At 65.7% G+C, this 19,426-nt stretch carries 25 protein-coding genes and 1 pseudogene; 11 read left to right on the top strand and 15 right to left on the bottom strand.

The features are described from left to right. Positions 1–18: 18 nt before the first annotated feature. Positions 19–792 carry a MerR family transcriptional regulator gene (locus ACZ1DY_RS09205; protein ID WP_043829870.1) on the top strand — a complete coding sequence of 258 codons (774 nt, stop codon included), beginning with the start codon at positions 19–21 and terminating at the stop codon, positions 790–792. Between the two features lie 51 nt (positions 793–843). Further along, complete coding sequence (locus ACZ1DY_RS09200) at positions 844–1,176, top strand: YnfA family protein (RefSeq protein ID WP_043829872.1); 333 nt, start codon at positions 844–846, stop codon at positions 1,174–1,176. A gap of 104 nt (positions 1,177–1,280) precedes the next feature. Here ACZ1DY_RS09200 and ACZ1DY_RS09195 read toward each other — a convergent pair whose 3' ends face one another. The 11 genes from ACZ1DY_RS09195 to ACZ1DY_RS09145 form a co-directional block, all read right to left on the bottom strand. Beyond that, positions 1,281–1,781 (bottom strand): pilus assembly protein TadG-related protein, encoded by a 501-nt coding sequence (locus ACZ1DY_RS09195; RefSeq protein WP_228708115.1) that lies wholly within the window; start codon positions 1,779–1,781, stop codon positions 1,281–1,283. A gap of 2 nt (positions 1,782–1,783) precedes the next feature. Continuing rightward, complete coding sequence (locus ACZ1DY_RS09190) at positions 1,784–2,281, bottom strand: TadE/TadG family type IV pilus assembly protein (protein ID WP_063697548.1); 498 nt, start codon at positions 2,279–2,281, stop codon at positions 1,784–1,786. Continuing rightward, positions 2,278–2,760, bottom strand: coding sequence for a TadE/TadG family type IV pilus assembly protein (locus ACZ1DY_RS09185; protein WP_225950557.1), 483 nt, complete (start codon positions 2,758–2,760; stop codon positions 2,278–2,280). The genes ACZ1DY_RS09190 and ACZ1DY_RS09185 overlap by 4 nt, the downstream gene beginning before the upstream one ends. Positions 2,761–2,773: 13 nt before the next feature. Then, complete coding sequence (locus ACZ1DY_RS09180) at positions 2,774–2,959, bottom strand: hypothetical protein (protein ID WP_043829874.1); 186 nt, start codon at positions 2,957–2,959, stop codon at positions 2,774–2,776. Positions 2,960–3,009: 50 nt separating this feature from the next. Beyond that, positions 3,010–3,903 carry a type II secretion system F family protein gene (locus ACZ1DY_RS09175; protein WP_043829877.1) on the bottom strand — a complete coding sequence of 298 codons (894 nt, stop codon included), beginning with the start codon at positions 3,901–3,903 and terminating at the stop codon, positions 3,010–3,012. Then, positions 3,900–4,823, bottom strand: coding sequence for a type II secretion system F family protein (locus ACZ1DY_RS09170; protein WP_081684766.1), 924 nt, complete (start codon positions 4,821–4,823; stop codon positions 3,900–3,902). The genes ACZ1DY_RS09175 and ACZ1DY_RS09170 overlap by 4 nt, the downstream gene beginning before the upstream one ends. Further along, the gene (locus ACZ1DY_RS09165) at positions 4,820–6,139 is read right to left on the bottom strand and encodes a CpaF family protein (RefSeq protein WP_318780705.1); all 1,320 of its coding nucleotides are present in this window, start codon (positions 6,137–6,139) and stop codon (positions 4,820–4,822) included. The genes ACZ1DY_RS09170 and ACZ1DY_RS09165 overlap by 4 nt, the downstream gene beginning before the upstream one ends. Before the next feature lie 128 nt (positions 6,140–6,267). Beyond that, positions 6,268–7,110 carry a CpaE/TadZ family protein gene (locus ACZ1DY_RS09160; RefSeq protein ID WP_051171899.1) on the bottom strand — a complete coding sequence of 281 codons (843 nt, stop codon included), beginning with the start codon at positions 7,108–7,110 and terminating at the stop codon, positions 6,268–6,270. Beyond that, positions 7,110–7,823 carry an SAF domain-containing protein gene (locus tag ACZ1DY_RS09155; RefSeq protein ID WP_063697560.1) on the bottom strand — a complete coding sequence of 238 codons (714 nt, stop codon included), beginning with the start codon at positions 7,821–7,823 and terminating at the stop codon, positions 7,110–7,112. The genes ACZ1DY_RS09160 and ACZ1DY_RS09155 overlap by 1 nt, the downstream gene beginning before the upstream one ends. Before the next feature lie 120 nt (positions 7,824–7,943). After that, positions 7,944–8,972: a hypothetical protein gene (locus ACZ1DY_RS09150; RefSeq protein WP_043829882.1), complete on the bottom strand. Its 1,029-nt coding sequence runs from the start codon at positions 8,970–8,972 to the stop codon at positions 7,944–7,946. Between the two features lie 14 nt (positions 8,973–8,986). Beyond that, complete coding sequence (locus ACZ1DY_RS09145) at positions 8,987–9,442, bottom strand: hypothetical protein (protein ID WP_228708113.1); 456 nt, start codon at positions 9,440–9,442, stop codon at positions 8,987–8,989. A 421-nt stretch (positions 9,443–9,863) separates the two neighbouring features. Here ACZ1DY_RS09145 and ACZ1DY_RS09140 point away from each other — a divergent pair, with 421 nt between their 5' ends. Continuing rightward, the gene (locus ACZ1DY_RS09140; RefSeq protein WP_043829884.1) at positions 9,864–10,511 is read left to right on the top strand and encodes a prepilin peptidase; all 648 of its coding nucleotides are present in this window, start codon (positions 9,864–9,866) and stop codon (positions 10,509–10,511) included. A gap of 169 nt (positions 10,512–10,680) precedes the next feature. Beyond that, entirely contained in the window at positions 10,681–10,953 is a 273-nt protein-coding gene (locus ACZ1DY_RS09135) for a hypothetical protein (RefSeq protein ID WP_043829885.1), read from the top strand. A 46-nt stretch (positions 10,954–10,999) separates the two neighbouring features. On the opposite strand, the gene ACZ1DY_RS09130 is transcribed toward ACZ1DY_RS09135, so the two are convergent. Further along, positions 11,000–12,070, bottom strand: coding sequence for a sigma-70 family RNA polymerase sigma factor (locus ACZ1DY_RS09130; protein WP_228708112.1), 1,071 nt, complete (start codon positions 12,068–12,070; stop codon positions 11,000–11,002). Positions 12,071–12,331: 261 nt separating this feature from the next. Here ACZ1DY_RS09130 and ACZ1DY_RS09125 point away from each other — a divergent pair, with 261 nt between their 5' ends. The 3 genes from ACZ1DY_RS09125 to ACZ1DY_RS09115 all read left to right on the top strand — a co-directional run bounded on the left by ACZ1DY_RS09125 (position 12,332) and on the right by ACZ1DY_RS09115 (position 14,359). Continuing rightward, the gene (locus ACZ1DY_RS09125; protein ID WP_157376276.1) at positions 12,332–12,502 is read left to right on the top strand and encodes a hypothetical protein; all 171 of its coding nucleotides are present in this window, start codon (positions 12,332–12,334) and stop codon (positions 12,500–12,502) included. A gap of 713 nt (positions 12,503–13,215) precedes the next feature. Next, complete coding sequence (locus ACZ1DY_RS09120; protein ID WP_228708111.1) at positions 13,216–14,079, top strand: helix-turn-helix domain-containing protein; 864 nt, start codon at positions 13,216–13,218, stop codon at positions 14,077–14,079. Between the two features lie 40 nt (positions 14,080–14,119). Beyond that, complete coding sequence (locus tag ACZ1DY_RS09115) at positions 14,120–14,359, top strand: DUF397 domain-containing protein (RefSeq protein ID WP_043829889.1); 240 nt, start codon at positions 14,120–14,122, stop codon at positions 14,357–14,359. Between the two features lie 271 nt (positions 14,360–14,630). Here ACZ1DY_RS09115 and ACZ1DY_RS09110 read toward each other — a convergent pair. Beyond that, positions 14,631–15,094 (bottom strand): annotated as a pseudogene (locus ACZ1DY_RS09110) (PP2C family protein-serine/threonine phosphatase). On the opposite strand from ACZ1DY_RS09110, the gene ACZ1DY_RS09105 reads away from it, so the two are divergent. Both ACZ1DY_RS09105 and ACZ1DY_RS09100 read left to right on the top strand, forming a co-directional pair. Next, entirely contained in the window at positions 15,005–15,421 is a 417-nt protein-coding gene (locus ACZ1DY_RS09105) for a DUF421 domain-containing protein (RefSeq protein ID WP_197684733.1), read from the top strand. The pseudogene ACZ1DY_RS09110 and the gene ACZ1DY_RS09105 sit on opposite strands and share 90 nt — an antisense overlap. Before the next feature lie 156 nt (positions 15,422–15,577). Beyond that, positions 15,578–15,988, top strand: coding sequence for a hypothetical protein (locus tag ACZ1DY_RS09100; protein ID WP_144024174.1), 411 nt, complete (start codon positions 15,578–15,580; stop codon positions 15,986–15,988). 208 nt (positions 15,989–16,196) lie between these two features. Here ACZ1DY_RS09100 and ACZ1DY_RS09095 read toward each other — a convergent pair whose 3' ends face one another. Continuing rightward, positions 16,197–16,604, bottom strand: coding sequence for a hypothetical protein (locus ACZ1DY_RS09095; protein WP_043829893.1), 408 nt, complete (start codon positions 16,602–16,604; stop codon positions 16,197–16,199). Positions 16,605–16,753: 149 nt separating this feature from the next. Here ACZ1DY_RS09095 and ACZ1DY_RS09090 point away from each other — a divergent pair, with 149 nt between their 5' ends. Continuing rightward, entirely contained in the window at positions 16,754–16,942 is a 189-nt protein-coding gene (locus ACZ1DY_RS09090; protein ID WP_072029935.1) for a hypothetical protein, read from the top strand. Between the two features lie 425 nt (positions 16,943–17,367). Continuing rightward, complete coding sequence (locus ACZ1DY_RS09085; RefSeq protein ID WP_228708110.1) at positions 17,368–18,366, top strand: YaaC family protein; 999 nt, start codon at positions 17,368–17,370, stop codon at positions 18,364–18,366. Positions 18,367–18,630: 264 nt separating this feature from the next. Here ACZ1DY_RS09085 and ACZ1DY_RS09080 read toward each other — a convergent pair whose 3' ends face one another. After that, positions 18,631–19,401, bottom strand: a complete 771-nt coding sequence (locus ACZ1DY_RS09080; RefSeq protein ID WP_043839741.1) for a hypothetical protein — start codon at positions 19,399–19,401, stop codon at positions 18,631–18,633. Between the last annotated feature and the right edge of the window lie 25 nt (positions 19,402–19,426).

Here is a 19,426-nt window from a genome sequence, read left to right as displayed (position 1 = left end):
AAGGTTTACCGTCGGAGTGTGACGACCTATCGGATCTCTCAACTGGCCGAGCGGGCCGGGGTGCGCCCGACCACGCTGCGGTTCTACGAACAAGCCGGACTGCTGCCCGCCCAGCGGTCCGAGTCGGGCTACCGACTCTACGGCGACGACGCCATCGAACGGCTGGGCTTCATCAGCTCCGGCAAACGACTCGGCCTGCCCCTGGAGGAGATCCGCGACCTGCTGCAGGTCTGGGAAGACGGCCTGTGCACCGACGTCCGACACCGGCTGCGCCCCATGCTCGCGGCCCGCATTGCCGAGGCCGAACAACGCGCCACCGAACTCGACGCCTTCACCGAGCGGCTGCGCCAGGCCCTGACCGAGATCGACGGTCCGCCCCGACCCGGCCGCTGCGACCCCGGCTGCGGGTTCCTGCACCACCAACACGACCCACAACCCACGCCCATCAAACTGAGCCCACCGCGCCCCGCTACCGACAACACCGGCGACAACGGGGCCACGCCCGCACCGATTGCCTGCACGCTCAACGGCAGCGATCAAGCCGAACGAGCCCAGCAGTGGCACGAACTGCTGGACCACGCCCACCGCCGAGACCCCATCGACGGCGGCTTGCGCTTCCACCTGCCCGCGCACACCGCAGGCGAAGTCGCCGCCCTCGCTGCAGCCGAACAGCAATGCTGCGCCTTCTTCACCTTCACGCTGCACCTGTCCGCAGGCGAGCTGCAGTTTGACGTGCACGCCCCCGACGACGCCGCCCCCCTGCTTGCCGACCTCTTCGGCGCTCCCGGCTGAACCGCCACCCTGCCACGCCGCGCCACCACGCAACATTCGGAAAGGTTGCTCGTGCTCGTCCTGAAGTCGATTGCACTGTTCGTGCTGGCCGCGCTCGCCGAAATCGGCGGCGCCTGGCTCGTCTGGCAAGGCGTCCGCGAACACCGCGGCTGGATCTGGATCGGTGCCGGCGTTATCGCCCTCGGCCTCTACGGCTTCGTCGCCACCCTGCAACCCGACGCACACTTCGGCCGCATCCTCGCCGCCTACGGCGGCATCTTCGTCGCGGGCTCGCTGGCCTGGGGCATGGCCCTCGACGGCTACCGCCCCGACCGCTACGACATCACCGGCGCCCTGCTCTGCCTCATCGGTGTCGCCGTCATCATGTACGCACCCCGAGGCTGACACCACGGCAAACAGGCCGCAACGCCGACAACACGCTCCTGAGTACCAGAACCGACCAACGCTCCCGCCATCGGTTCGTGAACCCAAGCATCCCAGTACCCTCATTACCGGCCACCACCACTTGAGTTCCCATCACTGTCCACTTCAGAATTCGCGAACCCCAGGGAAACGTCGGAGATTCCGCGCTGTGGTTGGGCTTGCCCGGTTGCGGTGACCGTGATCGAGCCGATGTTGACCAGTCCGAGCAGCTGGGTGGGCTGGTTGATGCTGACGGTCACGTTCACCGTGTTGCCGGCGACCGACACGGTGCCGGTGTGGCCCGCGGCGGAGAGGTAGCTGTGAGTGGCTGCGGTGGCTTGGTGCGGGACCAGGCGCAGGGTGCCGTCGGCGCGGTAGGCGGTCAGGTCGATTTCCTGGGCGCCGGCCCGCGCAGCTTCTTGTGCCTCGCCCATCGCGCGGACCTTGGCGGCCAGCGCGAGTCCGCCGTCGAGCACGAGCCCGGCGAACAGCAGCGCGGCGAGCGCGATGATGACGACGAACGCGGTCACCCGACCGTCCTCGTCCTTGCGTAGCCGGCGCGTTCGGCGGCGCAGCGATGCGGTCAACCTCATGGCACACCTCCCGTTTGAGCGTTCGGGGAGGTGCCGCGCCACACATCGACTGGGGAGGAGAAGCTGGATTGGAACGTCCGACTGCCGGGCACACCGAGCGAGGTCAGGTCACCGAGGCCGACGCTGCAGGAGACGGTGACGGTCACCGTGGAACCCGGCTTGAGTCCCTGGGTGTCGGTGGATACCGACAGCGACTGGCAGCTGATCCCGGCGGACGCCAGTGCTGCGCTGGCTGTGGCTTGGGCGTTGGCAGTGGCTTGCGATGGGGTTCGGGCCAGGGTGGCGGCACGGGCGGCTTGGTGCGCGACGTCGTTGATCCGCAACTTGGTGTCGGCGAGCCGGCCGCAGAACACGACGAACAACAGCAGCAGGATCAGCAGCGGAGTCAGTAGAGTGAGCTCGGCGGCGGTGGAACCCCGTTCGTCACGGCGCAGCGCGCGGATTCGCCCGCACGCCGAAGGTGCGAACGTGGGGAACCGGTGGGCCGCGGTCATGGTGACACCGTCCCGGTGCCGGTCGGCGGGGTGAATTTCTCAACGGGCCCAACGGCTTCGGCGTGAACCGTGAAGGTCGCGAACGGGATCACGTTGATCACTGTCCCGGTCACCGTCACGGATGCCTGGGTCGGTCCCCGCTGGACGTTGACCGATGTTCCTTGCAACGGACCACTTCCCAGTTGCGTGAGGATTCGTTGCCCCTCGGTGTTGCCCGCGGCGGAGCTGCCGCCGTACACCCGTGCCGCGGACAGTGCTTCGGACGCTGCGGCTTGGGCGATGTGGGTGGCGTGCATGTACAGGGCGAACTGCGCGATCAGCAGGATCAGCAGCAACAGCAGCGGCGTGGCGATGACGAGTTCGACCGTGCCGGCGCCACGTTGATCCGTCCGCAGTCGGCGCAACGCCGCCTGCGCGCATGTCCGGTGTGGACGCTCGCGCATGTTCGGCGTGCGGGGTCGGCTGGGGCGTCGAGGCATCGTGGTCACCGGCCTACAGGGTGATCCCGTTGGCTTTCTGGGTGACCTTGATGACGATGATCGCGATGACCGCGATGGCCAGCGCCGCCAGCAAAGCGGTGACCACGACCGCTTCGGTCGAGTAACCACCTTCGTCGTGGCGCAGCCGCTCCAGCTGGGCCCGGATGCGGGCGATGAGCATCTGAACTTCGGTGAACATCAGCTTCTCCCCTATGGTTCGGGGTCCGGTATGGACAGTTCTTGTGGAACTCAGAGACCTCCCAGCACGCTCGCGAGTGCAGGGAACCCGATGAAAATCAGGAATCCGCCGAACAGCATCACCACGGGAAGGCTCATTCGTTCGGTGGCTGCCTGGGCTTCGCCTTCGGCGTCGGTGAGCTCGCGCGTGCGCAGCGCCGCGGCCTTGGCCGCGAGGCTGGCGCGCACGCGGGCACCTTCGGTGCCGGCGAGGCTGACCGAGGCGGCCAGCTCGGACAGCTGGTGCACGTCGAGTTCGGTGCCGAGCTGACCGAGGGTGGACCACGGCGTGGTGCGGGTCAGTTTGGCGGTGACCAGCGCACGGCGCAGCTGTTGGAACGCCCACCCCTTGCCGATGTTCACCGCGTCCGACAGCGCGCCGTCGACTCCGGCGCCGCCGGCCAGCAGGACCCGGATCAGGTTCAGATAGGCCGACAGCGCATGCCGGAAGGTCGAGCGGCGCCGTTCGGCTTCCTGCCGGACGCTGATGTCCGGCAGCAGGAACCCCCCGAGCGCGAACAGCAGACTGGCGACCGCGGGAATTTCCCAGCCGAGACCGACATCGGCCACGACGAGCAGGAGGTGCATCAGGATCGGCAGCAGCAGCCCGGTCAGCGCCAACGTGGCCTTCTCTGCCAGGTGGTGTTCGATGCTCTTGCCGGTGACCGCGAGGTCGTTGCGCAGCGTGCGGTGGGGCAACCCGAGCGCGGCCAACGGTTTGATGAATGGGCGGCCCACGCGCAGGGCCCAGCCGTCGGAGTCCGCGGTGAGGATCGGCGGTGGCGCCGGGGTCGCGTGCAGCCGGTCGACCAGAGCGCGCAGCGGCGGCCTCGGCGGGAACACGTAGACCACGAGCGCCCACAAGCCGACACCGATCCCGGCGCCCCACAGCAACGCGCTGATCATGACGACGCTCCCTGCCCGGTGAGCAGATCATCGACGTGCACATCGGCATCGTGTGGCCGGATCGTGGCCAGTTCCGTGAGGAAGCGCTCCGGCTCCCGCAGCCGCGCAATCCTTGCCAGCCAGGCAAAAGAGGCAGCGAACAACGCGCCGACGAACAGCAGCATGATCTGGCCGAACGCGGAGTCGTACGGGGCGAGGTAGCCGCGGTTGAGCAGCACCAGACCACTCGCGAAAGACAGCGTGGTAATCACGATAACGCGCACACTGGTTCGAGTGCGAGCGCGGCCGGCTTCGACCCGCATCCGCATCGACGCCTGCTCGCGCGCCTCGCTGGCGAGCTCGCCGAGCAGGTCGGCCAGCTGGCGGGCCTGGTGCTCGGCGGCCAGCACGAGCGCGGAGATCACCAGGTCCGCAGTCGGGTCGCGGAGCTGGTCGGCGAGGTGGCGCAGCGACGGCGCGAGGCGTTCGCCGCGTTCCAGCCGGACGGCCAGCTCGGTGATCTCCTCGCGGATCGCCTCGGGGCAGGCCGGGGCGGTGGCGAGGATGGCCTGTTCCAGACCTGCCGCGGCGACCAGGGTGTCGCGCAGCATCTCCGTCCAGCCGGCGATCGCCTCGATGCGTTCGAGGTGGCGCTTGTGGTCGACGTTGGAGCCGAGAATCCGCGGCAGGCCGACGACCGCGAGGACGGTCAGGATGGCGGCGACCACCCAGCCGGTGACCGCGCCGACGGCCAGGCCGGCGAGCACGGCCACGACGAGCCACCCGACCTGGGTGCGGTCGTGCCGTGCGGCCAGCCAGGAGCTCAGCCGCGACGGCGACGCCTCGCGGGCGGGTCGACTGCGCAGTCCGGCGACGATGAGCAGGACCCCGACGGCCACACCCGCGCCGAGCAGGCCGAATAGAGCGGCAGTCGCGGTCATGGCGTCCACCACCCTTCGCGCCGCTCGAACAGGTCCGGGTCGTAGCCCGCCTCGACGAGCACGTCGACGGTGTCGGTACGCAGCGGCGCACCAGGGACAGCGCGCAGGTCCGGGCCGGGGCGCCAGACCTCGTTGCTGATGATCTGGGCGCCGTCGGCACCGACGACCTCGCGGATGGAGGACACCACGCGCTTGCTGGGATCGTCGCGGGGCTTCTCCAGGTGCACCACGAAGTGCAGCGCCGCGGCCACCAGCAGATTGGTCGCTTCCATCGGCAGCCGCTCGGGGCCCTGCACGGCGTACGCGGCCAGCTTGGTAAACGCGCCCTGGCTGGAGCTGCTGTGCAGGGTGCCCATGCTGCCGTCGTTGCCCATGGACATGGCGTTGGTCAGCGGAATGACCTCCGGGCCGCGGACCTCGCCGACGATGACCCGGTCCGGCGACATGCGCAGGGACTGCCACACCAGGTCCGACAGGGAGATCTCGCCCTGGCCCTCGATGTTCGGTTCACGAGCCTGCAGCGCCACCACGTCCGGATGGGCGTCGGCGTCCTCGCCGAGGCCGAGCTCGAAAACATCCTCGATCGTGATCAGTCGCTCCCACAGCGGGATGGCCGAGGCCAGGCCGCGCAACAGCGTGGTCTTGCCGATCGCCGTGCCGCCGGTGACCAGGATGTTGCGCTTGGCCCGCACCAGGGCTTTCAGGAAGCTCTCCAGAGCAACGTCTATGGTGCCGTTCTCGCGCAGCTCGGCGAGGGTGACCTTGGCGAACCGGTGCCGGCGGATCGACACCGACGGCCGCGCGGTGACCGCCATGACCGCAGAGACACGCTCGCCACCAGGCAGCTGGAAGTTCACGATCGGACTGCCGCGGTCGAAGCGGCGCTCCTCCACCCCGGACCGGGTGGCCAGGTCCCGGATCAGGTCGATCAACTCGGTGTCCGAGCCGACGACCGGTGGCAAACGGTTGCGTCGGCCGTCGGCGTACTTGACGAAAATGCGGTCACCGTTGATGTTGATGTTCTCGATGTCGCTGTCGGCCAGCAGCGGTTCCAGACCGGCCAGACCGAAGACCTCGTCGAGGACCTGACGGATCAGCCGCTGCTCGACCTCGGGCGCCACCAGCATCCCCCCGGTGGCGGAGTTGCGAAGTTCAGCCCGCGCGTGCGCCTCGGCCGCGTCGGTCAGGATCGCCTCGGCCAACCGGCGTCGTTGCTGGGCGTCCATCGGCGGGCGGCCCGCTGTCTCGTCGGCCCGGATGCGCTGACTGAGCTGGATGGACAACTCGTCGCGCAGGTGCTGCCGCAGCCGCTCCACCGCGGCTGCCTCACCCGGGGGCCGGTGAGGCAGCTCCGCCGGTCCAGGCAGAGGCTGGGCAGCGACCGGGTTCGAGCCAGTGCCGTTGTTTGAAATGGTAAGGCGCGGGTCGCCGAGGGCAGGCCGCGTCATGACGTCGCTCCGTTACCGGTCTGCGGCCCAAGCGGTTGCAGTGCCGCACTCGAGACCGGCTCACCCGGAACAGCCACCCGCAGGTGCGGTGCACGAGTGCCGTTACTCCCGGCCGGCACACGCCAGTGCGCGTGAATGTTGAGCGCGATCTTGGCGGCGGCGCGGCCGAGCGCGGACTTGTCCGGCCCACGTCGACCGGTGCCCTGGCCGCACAGCGCGGCGGCGCCCCTGTTATCCCGCGGCACGCGCCCCATCACCGGGATGCGCAGGGCCTGGGAGACCTCCGCAGTCGGGTAGCCGTCGCCGACCAGGACGAAGCACGGGCGGCGCGACCACTGCTGGGCGGCCTGCAGCTTGAGCGCGACGTGCGCGAGCTCGTCGTCATGAGGGCGGGCGACCAGCAGCATCGCATCCGCGCTGCGGATGATCGGGAACACGGGCGAGTCCGGATCGACCCGCCCACAGTCGGCGATGACCGTGGTCTCCGGCTGGTCGGCGGTCTGCCGTAGCGGCGAGGGCAGCCCCGAGGCCAGCACCGCCAGGGCGGCGCGAGCTTGTTCGGCACCTACCGGGCCGACCACCACCCGCAGGCCACCGGGGAGAAGCTGGGTGTGCTGGGCGAGCAGAGTCGAGGCCGCTGCGCCACGGCCTCGTGCCGCGGCGGCCAAGCTCACCAGGCCCGGTGTGTCTGGCAGCCGGAAGCGGGCCATCAGGTCACCGCCAGCTGGGTCGGCTTCGACCACGATCGGGTTTTCCTGCCCCGGCCACCAAGCGCCGAGCGCGGTCGCCAAGGTGGTCGCGCCGGGCGATCCTTTGAGCGAACAGACGGCAATGAGCATCAGCGGTCCCCTCCCGCGATCGCGACCAGACTCAGTTGCCCCGCAGGAGCCGAAGCCAACGCACGAGCATCAGATTCGGACAATTGCAGGGACACCACTGTGGTCTGCTCGGCCTCACGCGTGGCTATACCTGTCACCACCGCGTTCCACGACGACGTCTGCCCGGACTCGGTCGACGTTCCCGTCGTCGTGCCCTGCTCTGGTGTGGTGAGCACCGCGACGGTGGTACCGGGCGACAGATCCGGCGGGAACTGGCCCGGCTTGAGCCCGACAGCGGCAATTGCCCTACCCTGCGCGGGAATCTGCGGTGCACCGAGGACAGATTGAGTCACGAGCGAACCGGCAGGCAGACTGAACGCGACCGGCTGTCCCACCACTGTGGACGCAGACGATGCGGACATCACGTCCATACCGGAGTCCGCCGCCATGCTGATCTGCTTGAGATCCTGCGGGGTCAGGATCTGGCCTACAGCGACGGGACGGGCCAAGGCGAGAACGCTTTCCCGGTTGCCCAACTGCATTCCAGCGAACACACCTCCGGCGGCGCACACCAGAACCAGCAGGACGCCGAGCAACAGGTAGGGCACGCTGCGGCGCCGACCGCTACCGCTCAAGCGCGAAGGAGTCTTGCCATCACGGCCAGCCCACGCGTTCGGCGTCGCCTGTTTCTGCGCCGTCGTGTCCGTGCCGGTCGAACCTGCGGTAGTGGTCACCACCGACCTCCTTCAGGCATAACGCCATCGCGACGCGTCAATCGGGTGTTCGACGTGCCTTGCTCTTAACAGGGTTGTTTCGTTGTGCACGCCCGCCCTCGTGAGGCGGGAGGCTTCGGTTCAGCCGGTCGCGATTCCCTGGCTCTCCGCTACGCGGAACGTCACCGACGCCGAGGTCGTCATGTTCGGGAACGTGCCGCCCTGGCCCGCGCCCGACCAGGTCACAGTCCAGTTCGCCGTGGCGGCCACCGGGAACGCGTCGGCGCGCTGCCCGGCCGAGGACGTCTTGTACGTGTAGCCGCAATCCGGTGAGGCGCTCTTCGGATCACCAGCAGCGGGGAAAGGCGAGCCAGGGCCGCTACAGGTCACCGAGCCGCCGTCACCCATCGACCACGTCACCGAGGTCGGCCTCGCGACCGCGGTCACCGACACGCCCGGCACGGACGCGGTGGCCGAGACATCGTCCCAGCTGCTGCGGTCCAGCCACAACCAGGTCGGCAGGTTGACGAGTTGGTCGCCGGCCGGGTTCGCCTTGATCTTCGGGGCCGGCAACCGCAGCTGGTTCCGCGCCTGTGCAGCGAGTTCGGCAGGTGATGGCAGCGGCGCCGAGCCGCCTGGCTGGCCGTCGGCGATCCAGACCGGCGGCCGGTACAGCGCATCTTGGAAACCGGGCCCGGTGCACTTGTAGACGTACCAGGCACCCGACGGCGGCTGGGCTTGCGCAAACCGCGGCTGCGCGACCGCGAACTGCGCGGTGATGAGCTCACCCTGCGGCGGCCGGTAGGCAGCGGGCACCGCGGTGACCGCGCGGGATTTGGGCGGCACATGGAAGGCTGCCGGCTGCGCGCTTCCTGGAGGTGGGTCCTGGTAGCTGGTGCGTTCGTAGCCGCATTGGGCCAGGTTGGTAATGCCGCCAATGATCGTGTCCCCGTTAGCGTTGGCCTGTCCGGTGCCAGGGTTGGTCTGTTCAGGGTTGCTGGGCTTGTTGTTTCCGTTGCCCTGGTTGCCGGTTCCAGGTCGGGGATTCTTGCCTGCGCCGAGTTCGCAACCAGGGTTGGGGTACTGGGTGCAGTCGGTGAACCCGTACCCGTCGTCTCCGAGCGCGGGCAGTGCGCTCGCTACCAGCACGGCCGCGGACAGACCGATCACAACTCCTGAACGTTTCAACACGAGCCCACCCCCTCCACGGCGAAGCGGGTGACCCTCCACGTGCCGTCCTGCTGCTTCTTGACTTCCGCGGTGATCGAGCGCTGTCCGCCCGGTGTGTCGTTGACCAACTGGCCGTCCTTGTACTTCAGCCAGTTCGAGCTGTCACTGCAGTCCGAGATCATGACTGTGGTCGGATTCGCAGTGGGTTCCACGCTGGATACTTGAGGGTTGTTCGTCGGCGCTCCCTTGGACACCACACCGTTGAGGTGATCGGTGTACAGGCTCCGGTTGATCACCCCGAGCGCGTCACCGGTCGCATATTTCGCAAGCTTGGACGACTGCCAATCCGCGGTCTCGCCCGCCTTGGCCATCTGCCGCCACATACCCGTGTAGGCAGCCGTCGCCTCCTGACGCGCGGCGTCCGCAGGAGAAACCGACGACGGCGGAGCGCTGGTCGTTGACGGCGGCATTACCGCCCCAGCCGTGCCCTCAGGCGCCGAAGACGAGTTCGAATTACAGGCCGCCAACGTCAGCGCAACGAGTCCAACAAGAGCCAGTCCCACCCTGCGCCGACCGTTGCGGCCGTCTACATTGCCCCCGACCACATGTACCCCCTCAGATCCGCGAAAAGTTCTTTCGACCTACTGTGGTACACACCACATCTACTGGCGCCCCCTAGGAGACTGCAATGTCCCTATGAAGGGACACAGGTGTCGGAACAGGGACAATCGAGCAAGATCCACCCAAACGGGCTAATGACGGCCTGTCCAACTGTCGTTGACTAGTAGTTTCGCGACATCGGACAGCCGTATTCAGGGGGGCCTACGGGGGCTACACCATGTCGAGTTCTGTCACTCCCGCGAACCGCCAGCGAACGACACGAGCTCCACGGTGACCGCGGCCAGCATCGCTGCTTGGGGCCTCGTTGGACTCATCGTTGCCAGCGCCCTACGTATCGGCGTTCAGCGGGGCTCGATCCTCCCGTCAGAGAGCGAGCGGCTGGCGCCGCCGGCCCTGCTGGAGGTGGTCACCGCGCTGATGTTCTCAGGACTGGCCTGGCGCATAGGCGCGAAACCTGACCTGTTCGCATACTCGTGGCTTGCCGGTATCGGTGTCCTGCTCGCCGCGGTGGACTGGAATTTCCGCCAGTTGCCCACCAAGCTGATCTGGCCCAGCGGACTCGTCCTGGCCGCACTCTTCGGCCTGGCCGCCGTAATCAACCGCGACGCGTACCCGCTCATCCGCTCCGCAGCCGGCATGCTCACGCTCCTCGCGTTCTACGGAACGCTCTACTTCCTTCGACCCGGCCAACTTGGCGGCGGCGATCTCCGGCTCGGTGGTCTACTGGGCCTCGCACTGGGCTGGAGTGGGTGGTCGACCGTTCTTTCGGGGACGCTGCTCGGCTGGCTCGCTGCGGCCTTAGCACTTGTCGCGCTCCGCGCCACTCGACGACAAGTGAAACCGAGCAACGACGTCGCCCTCGGCCCGTTCCTTGTTGTCGGGGCGATCACTGCGCTCCTCATCCAGCCGCTGATGTGACGCCCTCCAGGGCACGACCAGAATGTCGCTCTTGGTGCACCGAGGTGCGGGCGCACACCTCGACACCTGCCGCGAGCTTGATCCTGGCCGCCGGTCGCGGTGCCGCCAGTCTGTAGTCTCTGAACGGTCCTCCGCGCAACCTCCCACGAGGAGATGTTCGTAACGTCCCGTGATCTTGCTGATCTCTACAGTGGAGGTCCAGCGGATGCCAGTCCGTGTCTGGGAGAGCGCAAGAGTGCGCTTCTTCTCCCTCGTGGTCAGCCAAGGCTTGCTATGCCGGGCAATGCCGGCCTGCTCAACTGTGTTCTCCACGGCCGTACGGGTACGGCCGACTTGCCGGGCGATGGCGGTGTTCATCGGCTACCGGCCGCCGACCTTTGATCAGGTGCAGCTCGATGATCATCTGTTTCTCGTCGGGAGTCAGCCGCGGCGCACGAGCTGACACCTCGTTCCTCTGCTGCCCCCAGTACCGTTCCTGCTCAATACGTCTAGCTCGCTAGCTTTGCGGTAGTCGAACTGCACGAGACTTGCCTTGACAATGGCATCTGCCCGCTTCTGGACTGTCGGATCGCCCCAGCGGGCCGGGAATGGGAGGTTGACGCTACAGCTCGACTGCGAAAGGCAGTATTTATCTCGGAGAGCTCGACCGACTGCTGGCAGCAGGAGCCGCACCTTGCGAGGTGCTCACGAACCTGCTGAGTCTCCCGCTTTGACAGGCCGTTCCGAGTCCAGGCACCAAGCCGTCTGACCGTGGGATGGCAGCTGAGGAGCGTGGGCTCTGCCAGGTGTGCTTGTAGATAAGCCTGGCGAAGCCCTTCACGTGCCCGATATGCCAATGCCGAAACACCGTTGGCTGTCAGGCCAAGGCGGGAAGCCACTTCAGCTGGTGTCTTACCCTCAATCTCGGTTAACCAGAGCACTGTCTGCCATCGTTCTGGTAGCCGATTGAACGCATCCGCTGCAAGATCCTTTTCGAACCCGGCCATTACCCGGTTGCTGTCCGGCACGCTGAGTTGTACTGGGCCCACCGTCATCTCTACATCCTCGGTCAGCTCCACCTTCCGGGCCTTGCGCGTCTTGTCGTATGCCGTGTGGCGCAACGCCGTGAACAGGTAGGCACGGAAAGCTGAATCCGGCCCTCGGCCCCCGAGAAGCGTGTAGAGGACCTTGCTGAATGCCTCTGAAACCAGATCGTCGCGCTCGGGCATCGACTGGGCAAGCTGGCGAGCCAGGTTGCGAGCCGCGCCGACATGAAGCTTGTACAGTTCGCCGTAAGCCGCAACGTTTCCTCCCCGGACAGCATCAAGCAACTGTGGGTCCCGATGGTCGTCACCGTTGCCGAGCTGCGTAGTAGCGGATGCTTCGCCGTCCTTCCTATTCGTATCGGGAAGGAGATCAACCTCTGTTTGCGGCGGCAAGCAATCCAAAACACGCAAGTTAACGACCTGGGGTCCCGCTTGCCGAGCACCCTGGTCACCCGAGTGAACGCTCGGTGTATGTCGAAGACGGTAACGCCAACCATCCGGCTCGCTATGACGATCGATCAGACAAGTAACCACCTGTGCACCTCGATTCGCATACAGGGAGAGGGTTGGGAACCGGTGGCCCGATCCACGTCGGGGGTCTGGGCCGGACCACCGGAATTCTTGGTTGCTGCAGGACAAGCAGATCAGTCACTGCACGGTCGAAGTCGCCATCGCTCTCGTGGTAGCGATCACGGCAGACTGCGGCGGGACGCCACCTGATGCCTGCGGGACGCACTCCCAGCGCCACAGTCCGATTCTTTCGTCCTCGGGGGTCGGCAGAACGAGGTTGTCTCCTTGCGCAGCAACCGATGCTCCGAGCCGGAGCAGATCAGCGGAGACGACTTCGTCAAGGTCGTGGCCGGGGCCGGTGATGAAGGTCCAACGCTGGATGTGGGGCCGTTCGACGACCGGGCCTGCCAGCATCCGGATCCGCAGGCCGGCGAGCACACGCCGACCAAGGTGTAGCGGCATCGTGATCGCGCCAACGAGTCCGCCGACAGGCAAAAGGATGCGCTGCGTCGCGGGATCGACAACGGCTGGAAGCCGACACTTGTTGCGATAGAAGGTGCACCGTTCCTCGGGAGTCGAATCCGAGCGTGTAGCTGGACCACCAGTGGTCGACGTTGTCACGGCGAGCCACCTCCTCTGAATTGGGCAGGAGGTCAGGCAACGCGGGTTGCACTGCGTCCTAGGACTGCTTGGCGTGTGAGCGTTGGTGGGCGGTAAGCCGTCGAGTCAGAAAGTCACTCGGCGTGCCGGGGGGCTGCGTGGCCGGGCAACGCGAAGGTCGACGCCCTGGGAGGCGAGGGCGGCTTGCGTCGTCTGCGGTGCCTCGGGGCTCGGCTCGGTGGGACTTGTTCGCAGCACTGCCGGATCCGACGTTGCTCGCCGAAGTACCACCAGCCGGCACCGCTCCGGCCACGCAGCCCACCATGAGAAGGAGTGCCGCTGCGATCGCCAACCCAGACCCCCACGACATCGTGGGGGCTTCTACGGCACTGGGGGCAACCGCGGCCGTCGCAGCGGCGATGTTAGCTTGTGTACTCATCGCTCCGCACCCCTTCGCTACCTGGTAACCTGGCTAGGTTGCATCTAGATATTAACTTGTGTACTCCGATTATCCAGCTGGCCGAATGGGTGAATTGTGGATACGCTCCGCAACCGGACATTCTGTGGAGGTGAAGGAATCCGTGACGCAGCACTTGCAGTTGCCGCCGGCGGTTATGAAGGTCGTCCTCGGCAATCAGCTGGCCCGGCTGCGGGAACTCGCCGAGGTCACGCAGGAGGATGCGGCGGCCGTCCTCGGATGCACCCAGCAGAAGATCGCGCACATCGAGGGTGGGAGCGGGATCAAGCTGATCGAGCTGAATGCGTTGCTCGACCGCTATGCCGCCAACGAGGCTGACCGGGCCTACACGCGAGATCTTCAGTCCGAGAGCAACCGACGTACGAAGCGCGGGGCCTTCAGCACGAGGTTCCGGCAGTACCTGCGGTTGCTGGTCGACATGGAGCCGAGTTGCAACCGGTACTTCTCCTACCAAGCTCTGGTGATCCCAGGACTGCTGCAGACTGAGGACTACATGCGCAGGAACGCCCGAGCATGGCGGCCCTCGCTGACAGCCGACGAGATCGACAAGTACGCCGCCAACCGACTGGCTCGGCAGCGTGTACTTGAGAACGCCGACCAGCAGTTCTGGTTCATCATCGACGAGGCGGCGCTGCGTAGGACTGAGGGTGGTCCGGTCATGAAGGCCCAGATTAAGCGGCTTGTGGAGACCATCGACCGGCCGAACGTCGAGCTGCAAGTCGTGCCGTTCGGCGTTGGCTACTACATGGGCCAAGGACACGACTACACGATCTTCGGCTATGACACGAAGCCCGCGGTTGACATCATCTACCTTGAGCAGCATGACGGTGGCGAGTACGTCGACAACAGCAAGCGGACGGCGCGGTATCTGACTCTCTGGGACCACCAGAAGGCGGCAGCGAGCGGGCCCGAGCAGACGCGGCGGGCATTGCTCGGCATCGCCTCGTCGTTGTAGCTGGAATATGGCTTGAGATCGGAAGGGTACGAGGGAGCAGATGAACATCCAAGATGCCCACAAGCGTCACCTCGACACCAACTTTGCCGTATGGCACAAGTCGCCCCTGAGTAACCCGCCAGACAACCAGTGTGTCGAGGTGTCCTTCAGCAGCAACGCGGTCGGTTTGCGGGACAGCCAGAACCCAGAGGGGTACGTCCTGGTCTTCGACCAGGGCGAATGGGAGGCGTTCATCGGCGGAGTCGAGGCCGGGAAGTTCAGGCTGCCGAAATCCCAGTAGGGCGGCCGGGCGGCGATCCGCAAACCAGCGCCTGCTGCTCTTCGGTTTTTCCGGTTAGTTGTGACCCGCCGGTCCGGTGTATGTCCTCGCGGCCCGCGGTGACCTTCCCAATTGGCAGCCACCAGTGTCACCGGTATCGGATCGTCTGCGGGTACTACGAGTGCGGTCACGGCCATGTGGTGCCGACCGATGTCGGGAGCGGACGCCACGATGACCAACGACGGGTAGGCCCGACGGCGAAGCAGACGGGTTCGAGGATTCCTGTCTGCGGTTACCGGGGAACTGGTCCGGCTTGGCGTGGTTGGCGTTGGGGTGCGTGTTCGTCCGGGTGCTGGGGACTTAGGTTGGGCACGGTGATCGCCAGGAGGGCGATGTCGTCGGTGGGTGGGGGGTCGAAGTCGGTGATGAGGTGGGTGAGGTCGCGGATCAGCTGCTCGGCGAGGGTGCGGGGGCGGGTGGTGAGGAACGCGGTGAGTCCGTCCTCGCCGAAGAAGGCGCCGTCGGGGCGGGCTTCGGTGAGTCCGTCGGTGTAGAGCAGCAGGGTCTGCCCGGGCTCCAGGTGCAGGTAGCAGGTGGTGAACCGGCATCGGGCAGCGCACCGACCAGCATCCCGCCCTTCGGTCGGATCTCCTCCACCTCCCCGTCATGCAACCGCAGCGCGGGTGGGTGCCCGCCGCCGGCGAGGGTGACCTCGAACCCGCCGCCGGGAGCCGGGGTGAGGATGCCGAACAGCACGGTGCGCTGGCGATTCTCACCCTCGTGGTGCTCGACCGCGTCGCCGACATGCTGAAGTCCCGCTCCACGGCGTTCAGCAGGCTGGCCGAAGGCGCCCCGCTGGTACTGGTCGAGCACGGCAAGCCACTGCAGGAGCGGTTGCGCAAGGAACACATCAGCACCGACGACATCCTCGCGTCAGCCAGGAAGAGCCAAGGCCTGTTGCGGCTGGACCAGATCGAGTACGCCGTGCTGGAGAGCTCGGGCGGCATCAGCATCATCCCGAAGAAGAGCCAGCAAGAACGGGAGAAGGACCTGGAGGAGAGCCGCCGCATCGGGGGCGAGTGATCGGCGACCGCTAGCCCGCCGCTGGGTGACCCGGTGGTTGTGCGACCTCGTCCAGCACATACGACTGCCCCGCCAGGGCCGCCGCCTCCGTGCGGGTGGTGACCCTGAGCCTGCACAGCAGCGTGGCCGTCAGCCGCCTGACCGTCCACTGGAGACGTGCAGCTCGAACGTATTAACACTGCCACCAAGACAGAACTAGCCGGAGCAAGAAAAATGTTCCCTCGAAGCCGGAACGTGAAACTCGCGCCTACCGTCACGAGTCGCGGCCGGTGCTGCACAATCGAGTTAACGTTGGCGGTGAACGATCCGGGGAACGAAAACGCTCTTGTCCTCAACGCCGGCGTCTACGGCGACAACTACCTGCTGGTACTTCTGAACCAGAAGGCGAAGAACTTCAAGGAGGGCGGCATCGTCACTGCGACCGGAACCGTTGAAAATATTTCAGCTACGAGCAGTTCAGCGAAAAATACGGGCCTCGTCCAGGCAGCCATCTACGACGCCTACACACACGAGCAGTTCCTCCACAACGCCAACGTCAGGGCCGCGGACGACACAGTTCCCAGGTAAACACGGCCGAGAGCTGGTGACCGTGTCCGGACGATCCGGCTCCGGCATCAGAGCACCTCGAGGGAGTGCCAACCAGAACGCGACCAACCGATGTCGAGCCCGGTTCCCTCGTTCATCCCACTGTCAGGGTGTTCGGGTGCGTGGGCTCGCTGGCCTTGCTTGCCCCTTATGGTTGCCCACAGTGTTATGGGTCAGTATGAAGGCGTCGTCATTCGCGGCGCTGTGTGTCACCGCTGCTGAGTTCGTTGTCTTTCTCGGCGTCACGCTGTAGTTGTACCGCCTCCTCGCGGAGCTGCTGCGACCGTTGTTCGTCTTGAGTCGTGGTTGCTGCGTGTTCAAGAAGCGTTGCCAGCGCGCGGGCTGTCTGGTCCGCGCGGTCGTCGCTCGCTTTGCTCACCCGGTGCTGGTTATTGTGCAGTAGAACCAGCAGTAGCAGTTGCAGTGGGTTGGTGATGGAGTCGACGACGAGGTCGGACGCCCCGGTCTCCATCAGCCACAATGTCGGCACCCACGCCACCAGCGCGAGCACCACGAAGCCGAAAAACAGCGGATGCGCCAGCCACGAACTCGCCTTGTTCGAGAGCCGGTTGAACCCATGAGTGCTCTGGCTGCCCATTACTGCCTCCGATCACGTTTCCGTGCAGGGTTCCCGGAGCAGGAGCAGGCAAACTGATCATCGAGGTGGGCGGAAGTTGGCTGGCTTCCCCTTGTGCCAGCAGGCCGACATCGGTCGAAATCAAACACTCGGGTGTCGAACTCATCTGAGTGGACGAACAGACGCGTCCTTGCGCCCGGCTGTACCCCTATTCCACTAGGGATGTCGCCGAGAACGTCGTGCATCTCCTCATAGACGTCGCGGACGTATTCGCCGCCATCGTCGAGCAGGTCGTTCCATGGTGGCAGGCCGTCATTGTTCTCCACGAGCAACTGCGCATGTGGACGTCCGCCTCATGACGCAGCTATCAACATCGTAGGACAGATGCATGACGTCTCCGTTGCCGAAATCGCGGCCAGCTTCGCGATCCTCTCCCTTCTGTGTTAGAAGCCCGGGGAGGGAGAGACTATCGACGAGTCCAGCAAGCTCTGCCGCTGCGCGTCGGGGCTCAACGGAAGCGACACGGCGCCTTGGACAGTCGCGCCGCATCTGTCGATGTCTGGCTGGTGGTCGCGGTCAGGGCGCTCGGCGGGCGCTGAACGACACGGATCGACAGCCTAGTGGCACGTTACGAGTTCCGTTGGTCGACCATTGACGCACCGATAGGCAAGACCGATGACGGGCAACGTGACGAGTCAGCGTGCCCGTGAGAGGCGGAGATTGTCGGTGATTAGCGGATGGACCGGGGTACTTGTACCTTGGTGCGACTAAGAAGGAGGTCGCTGTGTCGGCTGCGGGACGGAAGTTGCGGAGTCTCCGGGCTCTTCGTCACGACCCACCGGGGTATGCGAAGCAGGGTGCGCGGCGAACGACGTTCCAGTCAGCGTTGGAGCAATGTGAGCAATTCCTGGACGCAGCCAGTGACACTGGTTACGCCACTCGGCCAGTCCAGTTGTTCTATGCCCTGTCGCAGGCAGGTCGGGCAATTGTTGCTGCATCACCGCGGATCGGTAACCAGGTGTCGAAGGTCAGTGGACATGGCTTGACCGCCAACACCAATACCGCAACTGCGGCAGAGGTCCTTGTTACCGCCACCAAGTCTGGTCTGTTCCCGGCCGTCGCTTCCGCCATCGATGTAGAGGCACTCGTCCCCAATGAGCCGGTTGCTCTACGAGAGTTGTGGCCGCTTCTGCCGGAGACAGTGGACGTCCCGCTCACTGACGACGTCATGGTGCCTGTTCTGTTGTTCTTCCAGGACGGGTGGCCTGAGATCGGCACTTTCGCCCACGCCGAGGTCAACTGGCTTCCGCGGCGAGTGCATGACCTCTTCGGTCAAGACCCAGTGCGGGTCAAGGAGCATCTCGATCGCTACCCGGCGTTGCGAGACAGCGTGCTGCACGTATCGCAACCGATGGGTGGCCTGGGCTGGCGCAATGCGGGTCCTGGGATGGGGCTGAGCGTTGAGTGGCGCAGCGGCTCGCCGCCGTTGATGCTCGCTGACAACAAGACGTTCAGCGACCTCGGGGTCGCGTGCTACCGGTCCGCCGACGACTCTCTCGTCACTCCCGCGATCGGATCTATGGCGACCGGTCTTCACCCATTCTTAGCGTTGTGGGCCGTACTGCTAGCGCTGTCGTCGTTGGCGCGGTACCAGCCGGCGACTTGGTCGAAGATGATCGATGTTGACAGATCACCGGAAGCCAACGCGATCGAGCACCTTCTTGAGGAAGCGACCACGTCCGTCCCCGCCACAGCGCTTCATCTGCTTACCACCTTCAGGTGACAGGGTCGGCGAAACCGGGAGACAGCAGGCACGAAGGTTGGCAGCAGATGTCCCTCACCATGGCCGAAGCGACGCATACCGCGGTATCGGTAGCGACCCTGGTTACAGATAACCCTCATCTCGTGACGGATACCTTACACAACAACAACTGATGGTCTGGTGAGAGCCAGGGGCATGCTCACGGATATGCTCACAGGCACACTCACCGTGCGTTCGCACTTGATCGCGGTACGTAACCAGCATGCCAGCTGGACCGGCCTGACGTCACCGATGTTTTCTGCGCCGGGTGCGGTTCGTGTCCGGATGCTCGAAGAGCTGATCGATAACCAGCGTGATCAACCCCTCCAGGGTCTGAGGGCCAGTCGCCGCGATACTGGCCCTGGCGGTGACTGGTTCGTCGGAGCGCTCGGTGGGCGCGAACAGGGACGGCAGCGGCGGCCACCTCAGCGTGGCCAGCAGCATGGTGACGTCGGGGGCACTGGAGGATCCGGGCTCGATGGTTTCGCACCGTTGCAGAATCGCGTTCAGCTCGGTGACGACTGGCGCCAAGGCCATTCGGTCATGGCCTGCAAGCACCTCCCCGGTATCAGCATCGATCGCACGAAACGGGGCTGCCCGTTGCGTGAGCTCCTCGTCCGCCAGGTCTGTCCACGCCTGCGGGATGCGCTGGTCGCGGACAAGGTCGTCGATGCGTTCGTCGAAATGATCAGCGGAGTCCCGGACCTTCCTGTCCCGCAGGGCCGAGGTGTCGCTGACCATCAACTCGGTCCGCAGTCGATCTGCGCGAAAGCGACGCCAACGGGACTTGCGGTCGGCTCTCTCGGCTCTGACGGGCCACAACAACTTGCTGATGATGGCAGTCGCAGTGAGGAACGATTGGACTGCCGGCCACGCCTCGGAACGCCCCTGTGGATCCCGGCTGAGTTGAAGCGCCTGTTGCACCGCCGCCAAGGCGTAACTCGCCTGCCGCACGATCTCGGCGATGTAGAACGTCCGGGCTCCCGATGCCCAGCGCTGCTCCCAGTCATCGCTCACTCGATTATTGTGTCCGTCAAGGCGT

It is taken from the genome of Amycolatopsis sp. PSD-21 (genome assembly GCF_055561455.1).
This window is presented reverse-complemented; position numbering and strand designations above follow the sequence as displayed.

Bases quoted from the DNA above. Each gene is read 5' to 3' on its own strand.
- ACZ1DY_RS09160 (WP_051171899.1), bottom strand. From the start codon at position 7,110: ATGCTCATTGCCGTCTGTTCGCTCAAAGGATCGCCCGGCGCGACCACC.
- ACZ1DY_RS09095 (WP_043829893.1), bottom strand. From the start codon at position 16,604: ATGGGCAGCCAGAGCACTCATGGGTTCAACCGGCTCTCGAACAAGGCG.
- ACZ1DY_RS09180 (WP_043829874.1), bottom strand. From the start codon at position 2,959: ATGTTCACCGAAGTTCAGATGCTCATCGCCCGCATCCGGGCCCAGCTG.
- ACZ1DY_RS09115 (WP_043829889.1), top strand. From the start codon at position 14,120: ATGAACATCCAAGATGCCCACAAGCGTCACCTCGACACCAACTTTGCC.
- ACZ1DY_RS09105 (WP_197684733.1), top strand. From the start codon at position 15,005: ATGCAACCGCAGCGCGGGTGGGTGCCCGCCGCCGGCGAGGGTGACCTC.
- ACZ1DY_RS09145 (WP_228708113.1), bottom strand. From the start codon at position 9,442: ATGCCGCCGTCAACGACCAGCGCTCCGCCGTCGTCGGTTTCTCCTGCG.
- ACZ1DY_RS09185 (WP_225950557.1), bottom strand. From the start codon at position 2,760: ATGCCTCGACGCCCCAGCCGACCCCGCACGCCGAACATGCGCGAGCGT.
- ACZ1DY_RS09175 (WP_043829877.1), bottom strand. From the start codon at position 3,903: ATGATCAGCGCGTTGCTGTGGGGCGCCGGGATCGGTGTCGGCTTGTGG.
- ACZ1DY_RS09190 (WP_063697548.1), bottom strand. From the start codon at position 2,281: ATGACCGCGGCCCACCGGTTCCCCACGTTCGCACCTTCGGCGTGCGGG.
- ACZ1DY_RS09170 (WP_081684766.1), bottom strand. From the start codon at position 4,823: ATGACCGCGACTGCCGCTCTATTCGGCCTGCTCGGCGCGGGTGTGGCC.